Below are 19,770 nucleotides of genomic sequence, written 5' to 3'. Positions count from 1 at the left end.
AAAACCATTAATGACAATAAATATTGTTTAGTAAATGGATCATCTCACGCACTTCATCACTCTTCAGTGAATAAAATACGGTCTGCGCTTCTTTGCGTGTGGTTACTAAATTATCTTTGCGTAACCAAGCAAGGTGTTGTGATAGTGCCGATTGACTTAAGCCTAATTTTTTATTCATTTCGCCAACGCACATTTCTCCTTCATTCAGTAAATAACAAAGGATAAATAAACGGCGTTCGTTTGCGAGTGCCTTTAATAGCACCACGGCATGATCGGCTCGCTCCTGCATTAATTCAATATTCATTACGCACATTTTCTCCTAAAACTAACCCCTGCGCTAATATAGCGTTGCCTTACAGATATAGTCGGGACATAAAGCACACTTTTTGCTAGATTGTTTTCAAAAGTGGGACATGCTTAATAAAAACAAAGGAAACCTATGAAACCCTACCAAACAACGTTGATAACAGGCCTTTTTATTAGTGGTTTGAGCGCTTGCCAAACTCATATCGAAACACCAGTCAAAACAGATACCCCTTCTCAATTACAACAAACCGCTTTAGCCTCTTCGATTGGATATGACATTGTCGAATCTCTTACGGTAGAAGTAGGACCGCGCCTTGCTGGTAGTCCAAAAGACATTATTGCCGTGAACTGGGCAATGAATAAGTTAACCAGCCTCGGGTTTGATAAGGTTTATAAAGAGCCAGTACAGGTTCCTATTTGGGAACGTGGAGAAGCCAAAGCCAAGATTATCTCTCCGGTAGAGCAACCTTTGGTGATTACTGCATTGGGTGGCAGCATTGCAACGCCAGTAACGGGCATTAGGGCTAGAATAGCTCGCTTTGATAGCCTAGAAGCATTACAACAAGCCAACCCTGATGATGTAAAAGGTAAAATTGCCTTTATCGATCAAAAAACGGAGCGTCATATAACTGGTGAAGGTTACGGAAAAAGTGTCGGCGGCCGCTCGAAGGGCGCTGTCGCAGCAGCACAAAAGGGAGCCGTAGCAATCGTCATTCGCTCAATAGGCACCGACCATGACCGCATGGCACACACTGGCGTGATGCGTTATCAAGATGGTGTGACTAAAATCCCTGCTGCGGCGATGTCTAATCCCGATGCAGACTTAGTCGATGCCATGTTAAAACGCGATCCGAATGCGGTGCTCGAGCTGCATATGTCACCGAAGGATTTAGGTACGAATACCTCTTACAACGTTATTGCAGAAGTCACTGGCAGTAGTAAACCTAACGAAATCGTGCTGATTGGTGCCCATTTAGATTCATGGGATGAAGGTACAGGTGCAATTGATGATGGTGCTGGTGTTGCGATTGTGACAGCGGCAGCAAAACATATTCAAGATCTTCCACAAAAGCCCGCTCGTACAGTGCGAGTAGTACTATATGCAGCTGAAGAAATTGGCTTAGTGGGGGGTAAGGCTTATGCTGAAGCACACAAAGCCGAGCTACGTCTGCATTATATTGCTGCCGAATCGGACTTTGGCGCGGGTCCGATTTATCAAATCGATACTAAAGTAAGTGACAACGTTTTCGCCCAAGTTCAAGAGAGCATTAAACCAATGACATACAACGGTGTTGCCCTCGGCAATAACCAAGCATCTGGTGGGCCTGACGTCTCTATGCTACCCGCATTAGGCGTACCTGTTGCATCATTAAGACAGGATGGCCACGATTACTTCGATTATCACCACACACCTAACGATACCTTAGATAAAATTGATCCTAAGGCTCTGGCACAAAATGTGGCGGCATATGCTCAATTTGCTTATATTATGGCAAACTCGAATTCAGTGTTAACCCCCATTAGCACTGAATCGAAATAAGCCTCATAACTAAATCATTCACCCATAAAAAGAAAAATGCCAGTCAGCTTAACTGACTGGCATTAAGCCTAAGCAGCTCTTTTTATTTAAGCCGTAATACGTTATTGCGCTTCACGTAAGAATGTTGGCTCATTCGGTTTACTCAATTCTTCACTGTAGTAATAACCTGCCACATCAAATGCTTTTAATTCATCAATCGAACTCACTTGCTGCTCAATAATATATCTTGCCATCATTCCCCGCGCTTTTTTCGCAAAGAAACTAATGACTTTGTATTGACCATTTTTAAAATCTTTAAAAACAGGAGTGATTAATTGTCCTGCTAATTGCTTTGGCTTTATCGCCTTAAAATATTCATTGGATGCAAGGTTGATAATGATCTCATCCCCCTGCGCAGCGACAGCATTATTGACCGCTTCGGTGAGAGTGTTGCCCCAAAAATCGTAAAGATTCTTACCTTTAGGATTGGCAAGGGCCGTCCCCATTTCTAAGCGATAAGGTAAAATTAAATCCAATGGCCGCAGTAACCCGTATAGCCCAGATAAAATGCGCAACTGCGACTGAGTACGTTCAAGCTGTTCAGGTGTCAGGGTATCAGCATCAAAACCTGTGTAAACATCGCCTCTAAAAGCGAAAATAGCTTGCTTAGCATTATCAATACTGTAATCGGGTGTCCACTCGCCAAAACGTGCCGCATTTAAGCCCGCAATGTTATCGCTGACCTTCATTAATGTTGCTATGTCACTGGGAGTTAACCGTTGGCAAACTTGAATGAGCTCTTGGCTATAAGCTAAAAAATCGGGCCGAGTATGGGTTTGAGTCAAGGGAGGTTGCTCAAAATCTAGGGTTTTCGCCGGTGAAACCAAAATCAACATTAACACACTCCAACAAATAAAATACGCCACTATGATACTGAACAAGCATAAAAAAACCACGTACGGATGACGTGGTTTTTCCGATAGCGCTAATCAGTGAACTTGAGCTTAACGACTAACCGCTGATTCAGTACGCGATTTAGCCAACTCATTGGCACTATTGTCCTGCCAAATGCCATCATCAAGTTGTTCCATCAATTCGGGGAACTTACTGCGGTCAAACTCAGGCATTTTGCCACTCTTTAATTGTTCACAGTAATCGTTGATAACCCGTATCGCCAAGCCAGATAACAGCAACAATGCGACGATATTGACCGTTGCCATTAGCCCCATTGACACATCGGCTAAGTTCCACACTAAGCTGATTTTGGCTACGGCACCAAACATCACCATGCCCAATACGCACAGGCGAAATAGCGGTAACGCCTTAGTACTGTTACCCGTTAAGAACATCACATTGGTTTCGGCGTAGGAATAGTTAGCAATGATAGAAGTAAAGCAGAATAGGAAAATGGCTATCGCAATAAAGGCGCCGCCCCAATCTCCAACGTGGTTTGACATCGCATTGATGGTGAGACGAATGCCGTCATCGCTAGAACCAATATCGCCTGAAAGCAAAATAATTGCCGCAGTTGCAGTACAGATAACGATGGTATCGACAAACACTCCCATCATCTGCACAAAGCCCTGAGACGCTGGATGATTAGGATTAGGTGAGGCACTCGCCGCCACGTTTGCTGCGCTGCCCATCCCCGCCTCATTTGAGAACAAACCACGGGCAATACCTGCTTGCATCGCCTGAGCGACTGTATAAGCAACGCCACCTGCTGCTGCCTCTTGCCAACCGAAAGCACTTTTTACAATCAGGCTAATAACTGCGGGTAATTGCTCTAAATTGAACAACACAATAATGAAAGCGATCAGAATATAAGCCAACGCCATAATTGGCACGATAAACTCAGATACTCGCGCAACTTTACGTAAGCCGCCGACGATCACAAAACCACTGGCTAACACTAAGCCGATACCGACATAGGTCGGATCGAAGCCAAACACGCGCTCCATCGCCCCCGTAATGGTATTAGCTTGCACCGCGTTAAACACCAAACCAAAAGCGATGATCAGGAAGAAAGCGAACAACACCCCCATCCATCTCTGACCAAGTCCCTTCTCCATATAATAAGAAGGGCCACCACGAAATTGGCCGTTGGTATCACGCACCTTATAAACCTGCGCAAGAGTGGACTCTACCATAGCCGTTGCCATACCCAACATGGCAATTAACCACATCCAAAAGACAGCGCCAGGTCCGGCGGAGCCAATGGCCACCGCTACCCCCGCCATGTTTCCAGCACCTACACGGGCCGCCATACTCGTACAGAATACTTGGAATGAAGACAAACCACTTTCACAGCCTTGGCGGCTCATTGTCATGACTTTTAGAGAGTGTTTGAAGTGTGTAAGTTGAATAAATACAAGTCGTAAGGTGAAATAGAGCCCCGCACCCACCAGTCCGTAAACGAGCAATTTGCCCCAGAGCAGTGCGTTCAAAAAGTTTACAATCGTTTCTAACATATTATTTTACTTCTTCCCGTAGCAAATGCCCTCCCCCACCTATACTTAGCGAGGTGCAACATTTGTGGTGAATGAATCCTTCCAAATAAAGGTAAGAATATCGGTAGATTTATTCTTTCAAATTATCCTTCCGTGAATTTACAACATCACGGCTACCGAATTCAACGCAGCAAAATAGCACAGTATTCGAAATTACTCATGTGATCAAGCCTAGGTTTACATTGTTAAATAGCTACAAGCTCACGATCATAAAGCTTAGATAAGTCACTGTTAATATTAAATTAACAATTTAACAAACTTCATTCACATGCGTTAACGACAAACACAAGTTTTAAAATTTGGATGTAGGGCACATTTTTGTAATAAAATTACAAATATAGTAACTCCAAGAAAACATTATTTACTTCCGTCTGCTCTAGTGAGGCTTAATATGACGACAACACATGAGATAAATGCTCTTAAAAAATACGTAAGAGCCACTAACTTCCTAGCCACCTCCCAGATTTACTTAAAGCAAAACGTACTTCATAAGCGCCCACTAGCGCACTCGGACATTAAGCCTCGCTTGCTCGGTCACTGGGGAACGTGTCCTGGTATCAACTTTGTCTACGCGAACGTTAACCGACTCATTGTAAAACATAATCGTCCCTTTATTTACTTAGTTGGTCCAGGACATGGCTTCCCTGCCGTACAAGCTAACTTATTCATTGAAGGCTCTCTAAGCCACTACTATCCAGAAACCATTCCTTATAATGAAACGGGCATTGAGGATATTTGTAAAAAGTTCTCAGCAGCATACGGTTATCCTTCACATGCTAATCCTGAAGCACCAGGACAAATTCTGGAAGGTGGTGAATTAGGTTATTCATTATCCGTTGGCTGGGGCGCAGTGCTTGATAACCCCGATCTTATCGCGACAGTTTTAATAGGTGATGGAGAATCAGAAACAGGCCCATTAGCCGCATCTTGGTATGCAAACCGATTGGTATCACCCGCCACCAACGGCGCAGTGTTACCAATCGTGCATATCAACGGCTATAAAATTTCTGGCCCAACCCGTATGGGACGCATGAGCCATGAAGAATTAGATCTTGAATTCCGCGGTCTTGGCTACCACCCCATTATTGTGGACAGCGAAGCGGAAGAAGATATCTACGTTCAAATGGCAACCGCCATGGATACCGCTTATAGCATGATTAATGATATCCAAGCCCGAGCACGTAAAGGTGAAGATATTGTAAAACCTCGCTGGCCAGTGATTTTAATGCGCACAGCCAAAGGTTGGACTGGCGTAAGCGAATATAATGGTAAGAAGTTAGAAGGCAACTGCGAATCACACCAAGTGATTGTCAATAAATGCGCGACCGATAAAGGCCATCTAGCCGCATTGGATAACTGGTTAGCTAGCTACCAGTTCCAAGAGCTCTATCAAATCAATGCTCAAGGTGAACTGATTTTTGATGCGGATATTAGCTCATTGATCCCACCAAAACACTTAGCTTGTGGCCGCCAACATCTCACTTATGGTGGTGAAGTTGTTAGAGCTTTATCCAATCCTGATCTAGAAAAACTCAGTTACGGTCCAGAAGTACCACGCGGACACCGCGGTTACTCCATGCTGAAAATGGGCGAATGGATGCGTGACGCATTCAAACTGAACCGTGATCAACGCAATTTACGCATTTTCAGCCCTGATGAAACCTATTCAAACCAACTGCAAGCGGTATTTGAAGAAACCGACCGTGCATGGCAATGGCCAATTGAAAGCTGGGATGAAGATATGTCTCGCGATGGCCGTGTACTAGAGCTCCTTTCTGAGAACTTACTATTTGGTATGTTACATGGCTACACAGTGACAGGTCGTCATGGCATGTTCCCAACCTACGAGTCATTCTCGCAAGTAGTTTCATCCATGGCCGACCAATATTGTAAGTATGTTTATGCCAGTCAAGGGGTGCATTTCCGTAAACCTTTACCAGCATGCAACGTAGTACTTTCTTCATTATTAGAGCGTCAGGATCACAACGGTTACTCGCATCAAAACCCATCGTTCCTAGGTGCGATGTTAGAAAAACATCCAAAGATTATCTCTGCTTATTTACCAGCTGATGCAAACAGCACCTTAGTGTATACCGAACGTGCTTTTGCGGATCGTGACAAACTAAACATCCTAGTCGCAGGTAAAAAAGAGCTGCCACAATGGCTAAGCTTAGATGAAGCACGTAAACAAGCCAAAGATGGTGTCATGGTGTGGGATTTTGCTTCAGATGAAAATCCAGATATCGTCCTTGCTGGCTGTGGTGATTATGTCACTCAAGAATGTATGGCCTCTTTAGTGATCATTCGGGAAATGCTGCCTCGAGTCAGAATCCGTTTTGTGAGCGTCACCGAATTAAGCAGTGATGGTTTAGGTAGCCGTAAATTTAAAGAAAAACCATGGATGATGGATGAAATATTTACTCAAGATAAAGGAGTAGTATTTAACTATCACGGTTATCCAAATACAATCAAAAAGTTAATTTTTGATTACAAAGGAAGCCGCCGTTTTAGAATTAAAGGTTATGAAGAAGAAGGCTCAACAACTACACCATTTGATATGGGTGTGCGTAATGGAACTTCTCGCTACCACCTTGTTATTGATATGGCTTATAAACTATTCCAACAAGGCGTCATTGATGAGACTAAACACGTTTCAATCACAACAGATATGTTGCAAAGACTTGTTGATCACCGTAACTATATTAAAGCACATGGTGTTGACCCAACTGAAATCGAAAATTGGGTTTGGACTCGCTAGCAGTTAATTAAATTAACAAAATAAATACAATTTAAAGGCATCCGAAAGGATGCCTTTTTAACATCTCAAGTTAATTACAAGATGGAGTCCCATAAAAAAACTTCAGACTAAGCACTGGAAAATTTTAACAAATGCAGTGATAATTAACCGCTGGCTACAATACCAAAGGATCCCCACACTAAGTGCTAGCAATGTTTTGCTTAAAACCCGCAAAGCATATTGGTGGAGAATCATAAACAATGGACTTAGAAAAAATGATGAAGAATACATTAAAAGTAGTTTTACTTACATCAATGCTTCCACTTGCTGCCAGTGCATCTCAAGAGTTAACTCCTTGGTATGTTGGTGCAGGTTTAGGCGTTAATAACTATGAACACATTGCAACTGATAACGGCGATGATAACCCATACGCATGGGATATTTTCGCAGGCTATATGTTTAATGACTACTTTGGTGCAGAAATCGGCTATCGTGATCTAGGTAGTGCAGATTGGACTAATGGTGGCATTAGCAATGATGCAGATGTTAAAGGTGCAACTCTGGGCTTAGTCGGTGTATGGCCACTAGGTAACCGTTGGAGCCTATCTGCAGAAGCGGGTGCAATGTACTACACCTTAGAAAACAGCCAACATACTGGCACAACTTCAAGCTCATACAGCTCTAACGATTTTGCGCCTTACTTTGGCGCAGGTGTTGGTTATAACTTCACCGACAATCTGAAGTTACAAGCTAAATACCGCCGTTATGAAAACTTAGACGACACAGACTTCAACACAATCGAAGCTGACAGCAACTATTGGGGCTTAGAATTAAGCTACCGTTTTGGTACTCCAGCAGCAGCGGCTCCTGTAGCTGCCGCCGTTGTTGCAGCAGCACCAGTTGACTCAGACAACGATGGTGTATACGACGATAAAGATCAGTGCCCAGCAACGCCTGCAACTCACAAAGTTGACTCTGTTGGCTGTACTATCTATGAAAACGTTAAAAAGCAAGAAGATGTAGGTTCTATCCAGTTTGCTAACGATTCTGCAGTAGTGAAGAAAGAGTACTACAAAGACATCGAAAGACTGGCTAACTACCTGAACAAGAACCCAGAATTCACTGTTGAAATCGCGGGTCACGCTTCTAACGTAGGTAAACCAGAATACAACATGGTTCTGTCTGACAAGCGTGCTGACGCTGTTGCTAAGATCCTTGTTGAAAAATATGGCATCAGCCAAAGCCGCGTAACTTCTAACGGTTACGGTATCACTAAGCCATTAGTGGCTGGTGACTCGAAAGAAGCTCATGCAGCTAACCGCCGCATCGAAGCCATCGTGACAACTACTGAAAAACAACCTGTTCTGAAGTAATTGCACTGTTAAGAATAAAAAAGTCGCTGCTTGCAGCGACTTTTTGTTTTTAAGGCATCGACACTACCTAACCTGATGGCGCTAAGACTGATTAAGTGGCATTCGCCACTATGTTTAGCAAGAAACGATGTAGTTTTACCATTTTTGTAATTTTTTTACATTGATGGTTGGAAAAGTTGGCAAAATCGCTTCTAATAGTCATCAGTTCATTTCTGAGTTTTGACCGCTATCTGAGAAGGATGTTTTTCATGGCAAATACATTAGAGCAACTCAAGTCATACACTACTATTGTGGCCGATACTGGCGATATTGAAGCAATTAAGCGCTATCAACCAGAAGACGCAACCACTAACCCATCACTCATTCTAAAAGCCGCTCAAATCCCTGAGTATAGCGCTCTAATCGACAATGCTATTGCATGGGCTAAATTACAAAGTGCTGATATTGAGCAACAGATTGATGATGCCAGCGATAAACTTGCAGTGAATATTGGCGTGGAAATTCTGAAACTGGTTCCAGGCCGAATTTCAACCGAAGTGGATGCCCGCTTATCCTTCGATAAAGAAAAATCCATTGCAAAAGCGCATAAACTAGTACGTCTCTACCAAGAGGCTGGCGTGGATAAATCTCGTATTCTGATCAAATTAGCCTCAACTTGGGAAGGCATTTGTGCCGCCAAAGAGTTAGAGCAACAAGGCATCAACTGTAACTTAACCCTATTATTTAGCTTCGCTCAAGCACGTGCCTGTGCTGAAGCTGGCGTGTACTTAATTTCTCCATTCGTTGGCCGCATCCTCGATTGGTACAAAAAAGACACAGGTAAAGACTATGACGCAGTCAATGATCCTGGTGTCGTTTCTGTAACCGAAATTTACAACTACTACAAGCAGCATGGCTATAACACGGTAGTCATGGGGGCAAGTTTCCGTAATATTGGTGAAATCATCGAATTAGCGGGTTGTGACCGCCTGACTATTGGTCCTTCATTACTCGAAGAGCTAGCAAACTCTCAAGTCGCTATTCAACCTAAACTCATTCCTGCCAGCACTACAGTTGCTGCGGGTGAGCCTTTAACCGAAGCGCAATTCCGCTGGGACTTTAACCAAGATCCTATGGCCGTTGACAAGCTAGCAGAAGGCATCCGTAACTTCGCCATCGACCAAGGCAAACTCGAAGTCATGCTCAAGGCTAAACTGGCAAACTAAGTATCTTCGGAGACGATTCGATGACTATCTTGACCCAAAGCACAACCTGGAAGGCGTTAGCAGCCCATAGCCAGCAGATCCCGCATATGCGAGAACTCTTTGCAGGCGATCCTGCACGCTTTAGCAACATGTCGCTTTCTACCTGTGGCTTATTTTTAGATTATTCAAAAAATAGAGCAACACCTGAGACTCTCAACTTGCTGCTGACACTGGCGCAAGAAGCCAAGCTTGACGCTAAAATCAAGGCGATGTTTGCCGGTGATATCATTAACAACACCGAAAAACGTGCCGTTTTGCATACCGCACTGCGCAGCACCGCGGACCAATCCATCATTGCCGAAGGTCAAGATATCGTTCCTGAAGTACAGCAAACGCTGAACAAGATGCAGCAGTTTGTCACTTCAGTCACCTCAGGACAGTGGAAAGGCTACACAGGCAAAACCATTACCGATATTGTCAGTATCGGTATCGGTGGTTCATTCCTTGGCCCTAAAATTGTTTCCCAAGCCTTACGTCCATACTGGATAACAGGTCTCAATTGCCATTTTGTTGCCAACGTAGATGGCACCTCGATCAGTGAAAAACTCAAGCTGCTCGATCCTGAAACCACGCTTTTTATCATGTCGTCTAAGTCTTTTGGTACACAAGAGACGCTGACCAACACCTTAACGGCCAAAGCGTGGTTCTTAGCTAAAGGCGGTTCACAGTCAGATGTCGCGAAACACTTTGTTGCCGTGACCTCTAACGTGGCAAAAGCAACTGAGTTTGGTATTGATGCCGCTAATATCTTCCCAATGTGGGACTGGGTTGGAGGTCGCTATTCTCTGTGGTCAGCCATTGGTTTACCCATCGCTTTACTCATCGGCATGGATAACTTCCGCTCCCTATTAAAGGGCGCGCACCAAATGGATACCCATTTTGCCACTGCGCCTTTAGCGGAAAATATGCCCGTCATCATGGGACTATTCTCACTGTGGTATGGCAATTTCTTTAATGCTCAAAGCCATGTGGTATTGACCTACGATCATTATCTGCGTGGACTTCCTGCCTACTTCCAACAACTGGATATGGAAAGTAACGGTAAATCAGTCACGCTCAATGGTACGCATGTGGATTACAGCACAGGTCCTGTGATTTGGGGCGGCGAAGGCACAAACGGTCAACACGCTTACCATCAGTTGCTGCATCAAGGTACTGCATTAATTCCTGCTGATTTCATTATGCCGCTGCAAAGCCATAACCCTATCGGTGAACACCATGATCAGTTAGCCTCTAACTGCTTTGGACAAACTCAAGCACTCATGCAAGGCCGTACCTTAGATGAAGCGCTGGCTGAATTGAGCAAGAGCAACTTGAGTGATGAAGAAAAGTTACTTATCGCCAAACACAAAGTCATGCCGGGCAATAAGCCAAGCAACACTCTGTTAATGGATAAGCTGACTCCAGAAACCTTAGGCGCACTGATTGCGCTCTATGAGCACAGAACCTTTGTCCAAGGCGCCATTTGGGACATCAACTCCTTCGACCAATGGGGTGTTGAGCTTGGCAAAACCTTAGGTAACGACGTCCTCGCCCGTATAGGTGCAGATCAAGAAGCGACTGCGTTAGATGCCTCAAGCAATGGCTTAATCAATCTTTATCGACGGGGTAAAATCTGATCGAACAAAAAGCCAGCAATTGCTGGCTTTTTTATTGTATCTCATTAATAAAATAAACATTTCAAGAAGCAACCACCACTAAAGTGATAGTTAAGATCAATGACATATCATCCAAATTTCATTTCAAGTTAACACAAATGAAACATAATTCTTGCACCCTGTTTTGAAAATATGTTATTTAATCGCTGACAAAACATACAACAACAGGAGGTTACCATGGATCGTTTAGATTATGGTTGTGCGCTAGATGAAGTTGTAGAAAGACCCGACCGCTCGCGTGGTGCTAATAAAAAGCGTAAGTGGCGCGAAATCGAGGCGTTAAAGGACAAACATCGTTTACTCAAGGAACTGCAAGAGATTGATAACAACTTTGATTACGATATAGACACCATCCAGTTGTAACCTGCTGTTTTTTTTATTGACAGGATATAGAGAAAAAGCGCTTATGGCGCTTTTTCTGTTTTTACCCTTCAGATGACTTACAACCCCTAATCGGACGCTTTTAAATAGGAACGTAAGTCATCAAAGGCTTGCTGCTCTCGGTCAAGGAATAGCGGATCATCAATTAACGATGCTTGGCATTGTTGTTCAATCTCCTTCCAATCTTGCTCGGTTAAAGACTTCGCAAGTAAGGGGAAAATCTCCCGCTCTTCCATTTGCATATGTTTTTCTTGTAAGTCAACATATTCGGCAAAATCGGCAATCAGTTTATCCCTTGCGACAACAATGTCACTTAATATCAGGTTTAAGGTATTCATTAATGCCGATGAAGCCGCAGTCACAACTTGGTGCTCGGCACTTAGCTTGTCGATCTCATCATTCGCCTTATGTGCCAAATAATAAGCATAAATAATATCTTCAACGGGGTGATGGCTACGCTCAGCATATCCTTGCATATACTCAACGATGTCTCTCACAACAATAAAATTAATCGCCTCGCCTTCAACTAATTTCATCTGTTTATTTTTCAAGACATTCAATAGCACTGCTATATGTTTATGATCATGCATGAGTCTTTTGAGCATATCGCCTCCTGAACTTAGGACTGACTATTGATACTAGTCAAGTCGTTTATCAATATCCAATATAACAGGCGAGTTCCTGTGCACTTTATGACCATGATCAAGTAATTAACATTACGACCTGTAAAAAGTGTCCTAGATTAATACGACAACGTTAAGAATAAGATATTAATATCAGTGAGTGGCCTTAATGAGACCAGCCCACTGATTTACGCTTTATTTGCTCACAGAATGAAGCTGATGCTGTAGAGCTTTAAATTTCTCAATTGCCTTTGTGTCATCGGTAGATTCAGCATTGGTTTTAGACAACTCGGGATACTGCTTCACTAAACTTTGCTCAAGAGCTAAGGCTTCCTGTATTTGCTTCGAGTCTATTAACGCCTGCAAACGTGTTAACGACGCCATCAACACATCTTTATCACGCAGCGCAGCTGCGGCTACATCACTTTGAGGCAATGCACGCGCCATTTGCGATAATGCTTGAGACTCTGCTTGCTGATTTTCCGGGGTTGACATCTTAGCTTCGGCCCTCATCGCTTCCCTTTGCCTACTTTGTGTTGCGGCATCTTCCATTCTCGCTTGACGCGCCATTTCGGCTTGCTGAGCAGCGTTATCTAACGGTGCTTGAGCTGGCATGGGCGCACTCATAGTCAACGCTGCTGGAGCGGCTAACTCCTCTTCAAAATAGCCTCTATTCAGTACGATTAAACCCACAACCAGTACTAAGGAAGCGGCGCTCGATAACGCCCATGGGAAACGGCGCCACACAGGCGTAGCAGCAGGCTTTAGCTGGCTCACATTCATTTCAGCCAAATGAGCTTGTGATAGGCGCAAAATATCTTGGTCGAGCCGCTCGGGTGGCATTTCCAGTGCTTGCTTGTGATACCAAGCCGAGACTTCCTGACGTAGTGCCTCTTCTTCCGATGACAGAGTGGAATTACTCATGACCAACCTCCTGCCATTTAGCATTGACACAATCTTTTAAGCTTTGATACGCGTAGCGAATGCGGCTCTTGGTCGCTTCGAGTGTCACCCCTGCGATATCGCTGATCACCGCTGCGGTAAAGCCCATTTCGATATTGAGAATAAAGGCCTCTTTCTGCACTTGGGGTAACAGGGCAATACAGGTTTTCAGTAACAGGCTCTTTTGCGTTTCCTGCCAATGTACATCGGGTTGTTCCTGCTCCGCCCCCACAAAGGTATCTAGCCCTTCCTCATTATCATGGCTAACTAAGTCGACGGGTTTGACAGCTCTAACGTGGTCAATCAACAGATTATGGGCAATCCGATAGAGCCAAGTAGTAAACTTAGCACTCGGCTCATAATTGGCGGCGGCACGGATCACCCTCCCCCAGGTTTCTTGATATAAATCTTCGGCTAACTGTTTGTCACCGAGTTGGCGCACAAAGTAACGGTACAAGGCGCCTTTGTGTTTGAGATAAAGCTGCTCAAACGCTTTGCCATCGCCTTTGGCATAGCGTTGCATTAACTGTTCATCGGTATGCTCATGGGCATGCATTTGCGGTATCGCCAGGGCCATGGCAGCTCCCTAATGGTTAACTAACTGAAACATAATAATTTGGCTCATTGTTGATGCGGTTTGTCCTCGGGCGGGAAAGGTTTATCTCCGGCATCAAAGGATTTTTTGATTGCTACTCGCTGTGTTTGTGCAAGCATTGCAGCGGTATCCACAAGCTGCATAAATTCATGTCGGTAGCCGCTGGCATCTTCCCCCAGCGCAGAACGAGTGAGCGCACTAAGCTTATTATAATCAAATTGATGCAAATAGTGGCTTTGATTCAGTAACTGTCCTAATCCTGCCACCGCAGCGGCAAAGCGAAAATCATCACTCGCCTGCGCTAAGGATTTCACTTTTTGATCGGCACGGATTGGATAGGTAAGTAACTGGCTTTGAGTGGCATCCGGTAGCTGATAACGTAATTTCAGATAGGCGATTTCATCGCGGCTATATTTTTCATTGCCCGTTTTGGGATTATACCCATAGCGAAGTTGATCATTAGACAAATTACCCGCATCAACATAACGCAGCTCGTAAAGTGCCGTGACGGTATGCCCAGCGCCTATTTCGCCCGCATCCACCTTGTCGTTATTAAAATCTTCACGCGCTAAGGCGCGGTTCTCATAACCGATAAGACGGTATTCGGCCACAAGAGCAGGATTAAACTCGACCTGCACTTTCACCTCTTTGGCTATGGTGAGCAAGGTTGCACTTAATTGTTCCACCAGCACTTTTCTCGCCTCATTGAGGGAATCGATATAGGCATATTGTCCATTGCCTTTATCGGCTAATTGCTCCATCAAATGGTCATTGTAATCACCCATGCCAAAGCCGAGCGTCGTTAACCCAATCCCTTGTTGTTTCTGTGCGCTAACCAAATCGATTAGCTCATCGAGATTGGTCGTGCCGACATTAAAGTCACCGTCGGTCGCAAGTATCACTCGATTAATGCCGCCTTTAACAAAGTGTTTCTGCGCTAACTGATAAGCAAGCAGAATCCCCTGCGCCCCATTGGTTGAACCACCCGCACTAAGCTGCTCTAACGCATAATGAAGAGTTTGACTGTCGTTACCCGCCGCGCCATCTAACACCACTCCAGCAGCGCCGGCGTAGACGACAATCGATACCTTATCCTGAGCATCCAGTTGCTGGGTCAGCATTTTCAAGGCAGTTTGCAACAAAGGTAACTTATCGGGCGATGCCATCGACCCTGACACATCCAGCAGAAACACTAAGTTACTGGCGCCCAGTTCAGCTTTACTCTGCTCATACCCCTTCAAACCAATGCGAAGTAACATCATGTCATCGTTATAGGGTGATGGAGCAAGCTCAGTCGTAACACTGAAGGGTGCCTCATTTTTCCCCGGCAGTGGATAGTCATAGGAAAAATAATTCAGCATTTCTTCAACCCGCAGCGTGTCCTTTTGAGGCAATCGCCCTTCCTTTAGCATTCGCCTTAACGTCGTGTAACTGCCGGTATCGACATCGATAGCAAAAGTCGATACAGGGATCTCCCCTGCGACCATGATGCCGTTTTGCACTTGCTTCTCGAATCGATTGCGCTCAGGTTGCACAGCCCCTGGCCAATCGCCGTTTAACGCGGGCGCCGCACTGATACTGGCCGCAGGTTGAGCAATATACGATCGCCCCTCAGCATTCATTGTTTGCAGCCTAGCTAACGAGACTTGCTCCTGTATGGCGATTGCAGCATCCAATTGCCGATTGGCCTGACGCTTGGCACTTTCCTTAAGCTCTGCGCTTTGCTTTAGCGCTGCTTGTTGCTCCGCGGCAATTTTTGCTTGAACTGCTAATTCAGTAGGGTTTTGCTGCTTCGCAGATTTATCACTGCAAGCACTCAAACCGAGCAGTACAGCGACTGTTAATCCCGAAACAACAAAGCTTAAATGCGTTTTATAGCGAAAGACTGAAGATGGATATCTCATGATAGTGACCTAGTGATTGTGACCCCAATGGTTGATATCCCTATAAACGCAGCCTAAGCACAAAAGGGTTATTTGATAAGAGAAATCGCCACACTCACTTTGCCAAGCATACTATTTATTAAAAACAAAGACATTTAAGCGTCTTTTGCAACCATGATCACACAAGAACATTCTTCTGGACTCTAGAATAGAGCCTTGTAATAAGCCGCGTTTATGGACCCACTCGTGTCACACTCTGCTCATTTGTTTTCATTAAGAATTGCCCACGCCCTTAGCGAAGCGTGCGTAAAAGATAAATATTCGTTTAAACGTTTTGGACAAGATCTCATGGCGGGTCTGACCGTCGGGATCATTGCGATACCACTGGCAATGGCACTGGCGATAGCTAGCGGTGTCGCCCCACAATATGGCTTATACACCGCCATTGTCGGTGGTTTTATTATCGCCATGACAGGTGGCTCCCGTTATAGCGTCTCGGGGCCAACGGCCGCCTTCGTCGTCTTACTCTATCCCATCGCCCAACAATTTGGGTTGGCGGGACTGCTGATCGCTACCGTCATGTCTGGCATGATGCTGGTTGCCATGGCGATGTTAAGACTGGGTAGATTAATCCTATACATTCCTGAATCGGTCACCTTAGGCTTTACCGCAGGGATTGGGGTAGTGATAGCAACCTTGCAGCTAAAAGACTTCTTCGGTCTGCATATAGAGCACATGCCAGAGCAATATTTTGCCAAACTCATGGCACTAGGTCAGGCATTGCCTGCACTTCACCTACCAAGCTTATTAGTGGCTGCTGCTACCTTAGCCACTATGCTACTCTGGCCTAGATTAAAAATCCCAGTACCTGCCCACCTTCCGGCCATCGTTTTGGGCAGTATTCTCGCTTTAGTGTTAAATGCTATGGGCGCTGATATTGAGACCATAGGAACACGTTTCCATTACCAATTAAGCGACGGCAGTGTCGGCACAGGTATCCCTGCGGTTCTCCCCCACTTTGAATGGCCTTGGTTACAAACTGGCGCCAATGGTCAAACCTTTGAATTTAATCTGGCCACTTTTCAAGCCTTACTCCCTGCCGCCTTCGCGATTGCCATGTTAGGTGCCATAGAATCGCTGCTATGTGCCGTTGTGCTTGATGGCATGACAGGCAAGCGCCATAGCGCGAACAGCGAGCTTCTCGGCCAAGGGATAGGCAATATTATCGCCCCCTTCTTTGGCGGGATCCCAGCAACCGCGGCCATTGCCCGCAGTGCGGCAAACGTTAAGGCGGGTGCTCAGAGTCCGATCGCATCGATGATCCATGCCATAGTGGTCTTGGTTGGTTTAGTCGCGCTCGCAGGAGTACTTGCCTACTTACCCATGTCGGCCATGGCCGCATTATTACTGGTTGTAGCTTGGAATATGAGTGAAGCCCCTAAAGCGGTGCATTTACTGAAAACTGCGCCCACCAGCGATATATTGGTGTTTTTAAGCTGTTTTTCACTCACGGTGATATTCGATATGGTGATCGCCATCAGCGTGGGGATTATTTTAGCCGCACTGCTATTTATGAAAGAAATCGCGGAGATGACCAAGCTGTATGATATCAGTAGCAACAAGCGTTATATCGATCAGCCTCTGCCCGCCGACTGGGCCGTGCTCAAAATTAATGGCCCACTATTTTTTGCCGCTGCGGATCGTATTTTTGCCGAAATCGCCAGCCTCACTCAAGATAAACAAGTGATTGTACTTTACTTAGATGGGGTATCGATTCTGGATGCTGGTGGTCTTGCAGCACTCAATAAACTGATTGAAAAATGTAAGCATAACCATACTAAGTTGATTATTGCCGATTTGCAGTTTCAGCCCATTCGCACCCTTGCGAGGGCTAAAGTGCAACCGATTGAAGGGATACTGAAGTTTTATCCTACCCTGCGGGAAGCTTTAGCCGAAGCGCCATCATTTGAGCATATCGTCGAATCTAATCCAGCAGCAACCCACTAATTGCAAATTGATATTTTATCCCCAACGCACAGTATCTGCGTTGGGGTATAGGGTTTATTTAGGCCAATTCAACGAACACTTTATCCATCCTAAAGGCACTATTTTTACGCGCAAAAAACGCCAGAAATCGGGCTTTACATGGTATTATTCTGCGCCATGATGCTCCCTGCTCTTACAGGAGCTGCGAACATCGACTGTACCCAGACCTGAAACAAGGTCGAAATATAATTAAAATTAGTGAGTTAAGGAGTTATCATGCAAGCCCTTGTTGCTGTTGTTATGGGTTCTAAGAGTGATTGGCCCACAATGGAAGCCGCCGCTGAGATCATGGATAAACTGCAAGTGCCTTACCATGTTGAAGTTGTATCAGCCCATAGAACGCCAGATAAGCTGATGGAGTTTGCAGCAGGAGCCGCTGACCGTGGTTTTAAAATTATTATCGGTGGTGCGGGCGGCGCTGCTCACTTACCCGGTATGATTGCCTCAAAAACTCGCTTACCCGTATTAGGTGTACCAGTACAAAGCAAAGCGCTATCGGGCATGGATAGCTTACTGTCTATCGTACAGATGCCAAAGGGTATCGCCGTAGGCACACTCGCCATCGGTACCGCTGGAGCCTTTAACGCTGGTCTACTGGCCTGCCAAATTCTCGCCAATAACGATGCAGATCTTGCCGCACGTTTAGAAGCCTTTAGGGAAGAACAAACCCGCGCAGTACTGGACAATCCCGATCCGAGGGAAGCCTAATGACCCAAGCAAATGCAAAATCAAAGGTTTGGGTATTAGGGAATGGTCAACTCGGCGCTATGCTGACCCACGCAGGCGAGCCACTGGCTATTGATGTTCGCGCCGTCGATATCATGACGCCAACCGATGAAATCCTGCCGCTAGCGCCTCAGGATATTATCACCGCCGAACGCGAGCAGTGGCCAGAATCCGCCTTAAGCTTACAACTCAGCAGCCATCCGCATTTTGTTAACGGCCCAGTATTTAGCCGTTTAGCTGACCGTTACAGCCAAAAAAGCTTACTCGACCAGCTCCAAGTCCCTACTGCGCCTTGGACACTCGTCGATGATAAGACCAACGTCGAAAACTTGTATCAAGCCTTTGGCCCACGCGTGTTGATGAAACGTCGCACGGGCGGTTACGACGGCAAAGGCCAACATTGGCTCAAACAAGCCGAAGCGGGTGACATCCCCCATGATTGGCGCAACTTAGCCATTGCCGAGCAAGCAATTAACTTCGATGAAGAAGTCTCCATAGTCGGCGTGCGTACCCGTGAAGGCCAATGCGTGTTTTATCCATTAACACTCAACCTGCACCAAGATGGCATTTTGATGGCATCGATTTCGCCACTTGCTCGCCTGAATCACCTGCAAGCGCAAGCGGAAGGCATGCTGAGCGCAATTATGCATGAGCTGGAATATGTCGGCGTAATGGCGATGGAATGTTTCCGAGTTGGTGATAAGCTGCTGGTTAACGAGTTAGCGCCGCGGGTACACAACTCTGGCCATTGGACCCAAGCGGGTACCCATATGGATCAATTCCAACTGCATTTAAGAGCCCTGTGCGGCATTGCTATTCCGCAGCCACAGGTAAACTTTCAATGCGTGATGGTCAACCTGATTGGTATCGATAACGATACCCGTTGGTTAAGCCTGCCTAATGCCGAGCTTTATTGGTACAACAAGGAAGTGCGATCTGGCCGTAAAGTCGGGCACTTAAATCTTTCGGTACCTAATCTTGCCGTGTTAAAAGACAGCATTGGCGCATTGCAAACTTGGATGCCAAGCCAATATCAATCGCCCCTCGCGTGGATTTTAGCAGAGTTTGCTAAAGACTAACGGAGCCACGCATATAACTGATAAGGGAGTATATTTGTTCCCTTATCAGCTGATTTCTCATCTTGGTTATATACTTATCCATACTCAGCGTGAATGAGTTAGTGGTGTAGTGATTAAAGCTGACTAACCGGAGCACGAATAAAGGAAC

16 protein-coding genes are annotated in these 19,770 nt (G+C 45.4%); 9 read left to right on the top strand and 7 right to left on the bottom strand.

Going from position 1 to position 19,770, the window contains the following annotated elements:
- Positions 1-7: 7 nt before the first annotated feature.
- Positions 8-304, bottom strand: coding sequence for an ArsR/SmtB family transcription factor (locus KXJ80_RS07830; RefSeq protein ID WP_006084975.1), 297 nt, complete (start codon positions 302-304; stop codon positions 8-10).
- Between the two features lie 135 nt (positions 305-439).
- On the opposite strand from KXJ80_RS07830, the gene KXJ80_RS07825 reads away from it, so the two are divergent.
- Positions 440-1,846 (top strand): M28 family metallopeptidase, encoded by a 1,407-nt coding sequence (locus KXJ80_RS07825; protein ID WP_055648481.1) that lies wholly within the window; start codon positions 440-442, stop codon positions 1,844-1,846.
- Positions 1,847-1,947: 101 nt separating this feature from the next.
- Here KXJ80_RS07825 and yaaA read toward each other — a convergent pair whose 3' ends face one another.
- Both yaaA and KXJ80_RS07815 read right to left on the bottom strand, forming a co-directional pair.
- Positions 1,948-2,721 (bottom strand): peroxide stress protein YaaA, encoded by a 774-nt coding sequence (gene yaaA, locus KXJ80_RS07820; RefSeq protein WP_055648480.1) that lies wholly within the window; start codon positions 2,719-2,721, stop codon positions 1,948-1,950.
- A 108-nt stretch (positions 2,722-2,829) separates the two neighbouring features.
- Entirely contained in the window at positions 2,830-4,296 is a 1,467-nt protein-coding gene (locus tag KXJ80_RS07815; protein WP_037421222.1) for an alanine/glycine:cation symporter family protein, read from the bottom strand.
- A 430-nt stretch (positions 4,297-4,726) separates the two neighbouring features.
- Between KXJ80_RS07815 and KXJ80_RS07810 the strand changes: the two genes are divergently transcribed.
- The 5 genes from KXJ80_RS07810 (at position 4,727) to KXJ80_RS07790 (ending at position 11,710) form a co-directional block, all read left to right on the top strand.
- On the top strand, positions 4,727-7,093 hold the full coding sequence (locus tag KXJ80_RS07810) for a phosphoketolase family protein (RefSeq protein ID WP_037421225.1): 2,367 nt from the start codon (positions 4,727-4,729) through the stop codon (positions 7,091-7,093).
- Positions 7,094-7,332: 239 nt separating this feature from the next.
- Positions 7,333-8,445, top strand: a complete 1,113-nt coding sequence (locus KXJ80_RS07805; protein WP_037421235.1) for an OmpA family protein — start codon at positions 7,333-7,335, stop codon at positions 8,443-8,445.
- A gap of 248 nt (positions 8,446-8,693) precedes the next feature.
- A complete protein-coding gene (gene tal / locus KXJ80_RS07800; RefSeq protein WP_218738104.1) occupies positions 8,694-9,650 on the top strand; it encodes a transaldolase in 957 nt (318 codons plus the stop codon).
- Between the two features lie 20 nt (positions 9,651-9,670).
- Positions 9,671-11,308 (top strand): glucose-6-phosphate isomerase, encoded by a 1,638-nt coding sequence (pgi, locus tag KXJ80_RS07795; protein WP_218738103.1) that lies wholly within the window; start codon positions 9,671-9,673, stop codon positions 11,306-11,308.
- Positions 11,309-11,524: 216 nt separating this feature from the next.
- Positions 11,525-11,710: a DUF3545 family protein gene (locus KXJ80_RS07790; RefSeq protein ID WP_037421244.1), complete on the top strand. Its 186-nt coding sequence runs from the start codon at positions 11,525-11,527 to the stop codon at positions 11,708-11,710.
- A gap of 86 nt (positions 11,711-11,796) precedes the next feature.
- Here the strand turns inward: KXJ80_RS07790 and KXJ80_RS07785 are convergent, their stop codons facing one another.
- The 4 genes from KXJ80_RS07785 to KXJ80_RS07770 form a co-directional block, all read right to left on the bottom strand.
- Positions 11,797-12,333, bottom strand: coding sequence for a hemerythrin domain-containing protein (locus KXJ80_RS07785; protein ID WP_037421247.1), 537 nt, complete (start codon positions 12,331-12,333; stop codon positions 11,797-11,799).
- A gap of 213 nt (positions 12,334-12,546) precedes the next feature.
- Positions 12,547-13,275, bottom strand: coding sequence for a hypothetical protein (locus KXJ80_RS07780; protein WP_218738102.1), 729 nt, complete (start codon positions 13,273-13,275; stop codon positions 12,547-12,549).
- The gene (locus tag KXJ80_RS07775; protein WP_037429652.1) at positions 13,268-13,870 is read right to left on the bottom strand and encodes a sigma-70 family RNA polymerase sigma factor; all 603 of its coding nucleotides are present in this window, start codon (positions 13,868-13,870) and stop codon (positions 13,268-13,270) included. The genes KXJ80_RS07780 and KXJ80_RS07775 overlap by 8 nt, the downstream gene beginning before the upstream one ends.
- Positions 13,871-13,914: 44 nt before the next feature.
- The gene (locus KXJ80_RS07770; protein ID WP_218738101.1) at positions 13,915-15,792 is read right to left on the bottom strand and encodes a vWA domain-containing protein; all 1,878 of its coding nucleotides are present in this window, start codon (positions 15,790-15,792) and stop codon (positions 13,915-13,917) included.
- 225 nt (positions 15,793-16,017) lie between these two features.
- Between KXJ80_RS07770 and dauA the strand changes: the two genes are divergently transcribed.
- From dauA to purK, 3 genes are all read left to right on the top strand, one after another.
- Complete coding sequence (gene dauA, locus KXJ80_RS07765; protein WP_037429656.1) at positions 16,018-17,778, top strand: C4-dicarboxylic acid transporter DauA; 1,761 nt, start codon at positions 16,018-16,020, stop codon at positions 17,776-17,778.
- A gap of 255 nt (positions 17,779-18,033) precedes the next feature.
- Positions 18,034-18,525, top strand: a complete 492-nt coding sequence (gene purE / locus KXJ80_RS07760; RefSeq protein ID WP_037421257.1) for a 5-(carboxyamino)imidazole ribonucleotide mutase — start codon at positions 18,034-18,036, stop codon at positions 18,523-18,525.
- Positions 18,525-19,622, top strand: coding sequence for a 5-(carboxyamino)imidazole ribonucleotide synthase (purK, locus tag KXJ80_RS07755; protein WP_218738100.1), 1,098 nt, complete (start codon positions 18,525-18,527; stop codon positions 19,620-19,622). The genes purE and purK overlap by 1 nt, the downstream gene beginning before the upstream one ends.
- The last annotated feature ends 148 nt before the right edge of the window (positions 19,623-19,770 follow it).

Source organism: Shewanella xiamenensis (assembly GCF_024971755.1).
GTDB lineage: Bacteria > Pseudomonadota > Gammaproteobacteria > Enterobacterales > Shewanellaceae > Shewanella > Shewanella xiamenensis.
This window is presented reverse-complemented; position numbering and strand designations above follow the sequence as displayed.

Bases quoted from the DNA above. Each gene is read 5' to 3' on its own strand.
- KXJ80_RS07815 (WP_037421222.1), bottom strand. From the start codon at position 4,296: ATGTTAGAAACGATTGTAAACTTTTTGAACGCACTGCTCTGGGGCAAA.
- yaaA (WP_055648480.1), bottom strand. From the start codon at position 2,721: ATGTTGATTTTGGTTTCACCGGCGAAAACCCTAGATTTTGAGCAACCT.
- KXJ80_RS07825 (WP_055648481.1), top strand. From the start codon at position 440: ATGAAACCCTACCAAACAACGTTGATAACAGGCCTTTTTATTAGTGGT.
- KXJ80_RS07805 (WP_037421235.1), top strand. From the start codon at position 7,333: ATGGACTTAGAAAAAATGATGAAGAATACATTAAAAGTAGTTTTACTT.
- KXJ80_RS07780 (WP_218738102.1), bottom strand. From the start codon at position 13,275: ATGAGTAATTCCACTCTGTCATCGGAAGAAGAGGCACTACGTCAGGAA.
- KXJ80_RS07830 (WP_006084975.1), bottom strand. From the start codon at position 304: ATGAATATTGAATTAATGCAGGAGCGAGCCGATCATGCCGTGGTGCTA.
- KXJ80_RS07790 (WP_037421244.1), top strand. From the start codon at position 11,525: ATGGATCGTTTAGATTATGGTTGTGCGCTAGATGAAGTTGTAGAAAGA.
- tal (WP_218738104.1), top strand. From the start codon at position 8,694: ATGGCAAATACATTAGAGCAACTCAAGTCATACACTACTATTGTGGCC.
- KXJ80_RS07810 (WP_037421225.1), top strand. From the start codon at position 4,727: ATGACGACAACACATGAGATAAATGCTCTTAAAAAATACGTAAGAGCC.
- pgi (WP_218738103.1), top strand. From the start codon at position 9,671: ATGACTATCTTGACCCAAAGCACAACCTGGAAGGCGTTAGCAGCCCAT.
- KXJ80_RS07785 (WP_037421247.1), bottom strand. From the start codon at position 12,333: ATGCTCAAAAGACTCATGCATGATCATAAACATATAGCAGTGCTATTG.
- purK (WP_218738100.1), top strand. From the start codon at position 18,525: ATGACCCAAGCAAATGCAAAATCAAAGGTTTGGGTATTAGGGAATGGT.
- purE (WP_037421257.1), top strand. From the start codon at position 18,034: ATGCAAGCCCTTGTTGCTGTTGTTATGGGTTCTAAGAGTGATTGGCCC.
- KXJ80_RS07770 (WP_218738101.1), bottom strand. From the start codon at position 15,792: ATGAGATATCCATCTTCAGTCTTTCGCTATAAAACGCATTTAAGCTTT.
- KXJ80_RS07775 (WP_037429652.1), bottom strand. From the start codon at position 13,870: ATGGCCCTGGCGATACCGCAAATGCATGCCCATGAGCATACCGATGAA.